The 2,159-nt window shown below is 68.9% G+C and carries 2 protein-coding genes and 1 pseudogene; 1 reads left to right on the forward strand and 2 read right to left on the reverse strand.

Features of this window, described 5'->3' with window-relative positions; genetic code table 11:
• A pseudogene (locus tag I5I_RS07740) lies at nucleotides 1–541 on the forward strand (ribosome biogenesis GTPase Der); the annotation flags it as partial.
• A gap of 27 nt (nucleotides 542–568) precedes the next feature.
• Here I5I_RS07740 and I5I_RS07745 read toward each other — a convergent pair.
• Complete coding sequence (locus I5I_RS07745; protein ID WP_036318242.1) at nucleotides 569–1,309, reverse strand: anaerobic ribonucleoside-triphosphate reductase activating protein; 741 nt, start codon at nucleotides 1,307–1,309, stop codon at nucleotides 569–571.
• Nucleotides 1,279–2,159, reverse strand: an 881-nt coding sequence (nrdD, locus tag I5I_RS07750; protein ID WP_036318243.1) for an anaerobic ribonucleoside-triphosphate reductase, incomplete at its 5' end; no start/stop codon positions are given. The genes I5I_RS07745 and nrdD, both read right to left, overlap by 31 nt.

The following is a 2,159-nucleotide window of genomic DNA, read 5'->3' on the forward strand; positions in this document are numbered from 1 at the left end:
AGCTCGGTCCCGGGGATCCTCTAGAGTCGTGCAGGATCTCAACATCATCGACCTGGTGCTCGAGTCGGGCCGCGCGCTCGTGCTGGCCTTCAACAAGTGGGATCGTCTGAATGACGACGACATGGAGAACTCCGACCGGCGCCGGTACCTGGAGCGCGAGATCGAGCAGGACCTCGCGCACGTCGCCTGGGCTCCGCGCGTGAACATCTCCGCGCGCACGGGTCGCCACCTCGACAAGCTCGTCCCGGCGCTGGAGACGGCGCTCGAATCGTGGGATCAGCGCATTCCGACCGGAAAGTTCAACGCGTTCCTCGCCGAGCTCATCGCGGAGCACCCGCATCCGCTGCGTGGCGGCAAGCAGCCCCGCATCCTGTTCGGGACGCAGGCGGGCACCCGCCCGCCCACGTTCGTGCTGTTCACCACCGGGTTCCTCGACCCGGGCTACCGCCGGTTCATCCAGCGGCGCCTGCGCGAGATCTTCGGCTTCGAGGGCACGCCGATCGTCGTCAACATGCGGGTGCGCGAGCGTCGCCAGCGCTGAGCGCGCGTCTTCGCTCCCGCCCCGCCCTCAGCGGATAACCAGCGAGCGGAACCGCTCCACCGGCAGGTCGTCCAAGCGGAGGGGAGCAGCCTCGGCATCCGTCGCGCTGACGCGGGGCAGTGGCTGTCGCGCTCCCGTCTCGCGGAACCGCTGCACGGCCCACGTGTCGACGCCCGCGTCGGCGAGACGGCATCCGAGTTCGCGGAGTCCCGCGTCGTCGATCGCCGCCGGGTGCACGGTGGTGCGTACCTCGTAGTCGAGCGGGTGATCCGATCCGGCGCGCAGCAGCCGGTTGCCGAGCACGAGTTCGAGCGAGCGCCAGGCGTGTCCGCCGCTGGGGGCGCGGCCGGTGACGGTGGCGTAGTCGTCGGGCACGGCTTTGATGTCCAGTCCCACCCAATCGACGTAGGGCAGCGCACGAGCCAGCAGCCCCGGGTAGGCGCCCGCGGTGTGCAGGCCCACCCGGAAACCGAGCGTGCGCACCATCTGCATCGCCGGAACCAGCGCGTGCTGCAGGGTGGGCTCGCCGCCGGAGAAGACGACGCCATCGAGCAGTCCCATCCGTTCGCAGAGCAGGTCGGTGACGTCGGCCCACGTGACGGCGCCCTCCGCCCGCGGATCGATGAGCGCCGGGTTGTGGCAATAGAAGCAGTTCCACGGGCAGCCCTGCAGGAAGACCGTCGCGGTCATCATGTCGGGCCAGTCCACGGTCGAGAACGCCGTGACCCCCGCGATGTTCAGTTCGCAGGCTGCAGCGGTGCGGACCATGTCGCCTCCTCGGCGGGAAGGGCAGCGGAGAAGTACTCCCGCTCCTCAGCTTCGCCCTTCTTCCCGATGTTGAAGCTGGCGATCGGCCGGAAGTAACCCATCACGCGCGTCCACACCTCGCACGCGGCCCCGCAGTCGGGGCACTGCTCGTGGTGGCCGGACCGGTAGCCGTGACGGGGACAGATCGAGAAGGTGGGTGTCACCGTGATGTACGGCAGTCGGAAGCGCGACAGCGACCGGCGGACGAGTTCGCGGCAGGCCTCGGCCGACGGCATCGCTTCTCCCATGTAGAGGTGCAGCACCGTTCCGCCGGTATACTTCGCCTGCAGCGCCTCCTGCATCTGCATGGCCAGGAAGGGGTCGCTCGTGTAGCCGACGGGCAGCTGCGACGAGTTCGTGTAGTAGGGATTGTCGGCGGTGCCCGCATGGCGGATGCCGGGAAGGCGCGCGATGTCTTCCTTCGCGAACCGGTAGGTCGTTCCTTCGGCGGGCGTGGCCTCGAGGTTGAACATGTGCCCGGTCTGCTCCTGGAACTCGACCATGCGCGCGCGGACGTGGTCGAGCAGGCGCGTGGCCAGCCTCATGCCGCGTGCGGTGGTGATGTCGTCGGCATCGCGCGTGACGTTGCGGACGTACTCGTTCAGGCCGTTGACGCCGATCGTGGAGAAGTGGTTGTCGAGCGTGCCGAGGTAGCGCTGCGTGTAGGGGAAGAGGCCGCCGTCGAGGTGGCGGGCGATGACGGCGCGCTTGGCGACGAGGCTGTCGCGGGCGATCTCGAGCAGCTCGTCGAGGCGGTCGATGGCGGCATCCTCGTCGCCGGAGGACTCTAGAGGATCCCCGGGACCGAGCT

It is taken from the genome of Microbacterium sp. B24 (genome assembly GCF_000333415.1).
Taxonomy (GTDB): Bacteria; Actinomycetota; Actinomycetes; order Actinomycetales; family Microbacteriaceae; genus Microbacterium.

What these genes read in the sequence shown, in the direction of transcription:
- I5I_RS07745 (WP_036318242.1), bottom strand. Translation starts at nt 1,309, where the DNA reads ATGGTCCGCACCGCTGCAGCCTGCGAACTGAACATCGCGGGGGTCACG.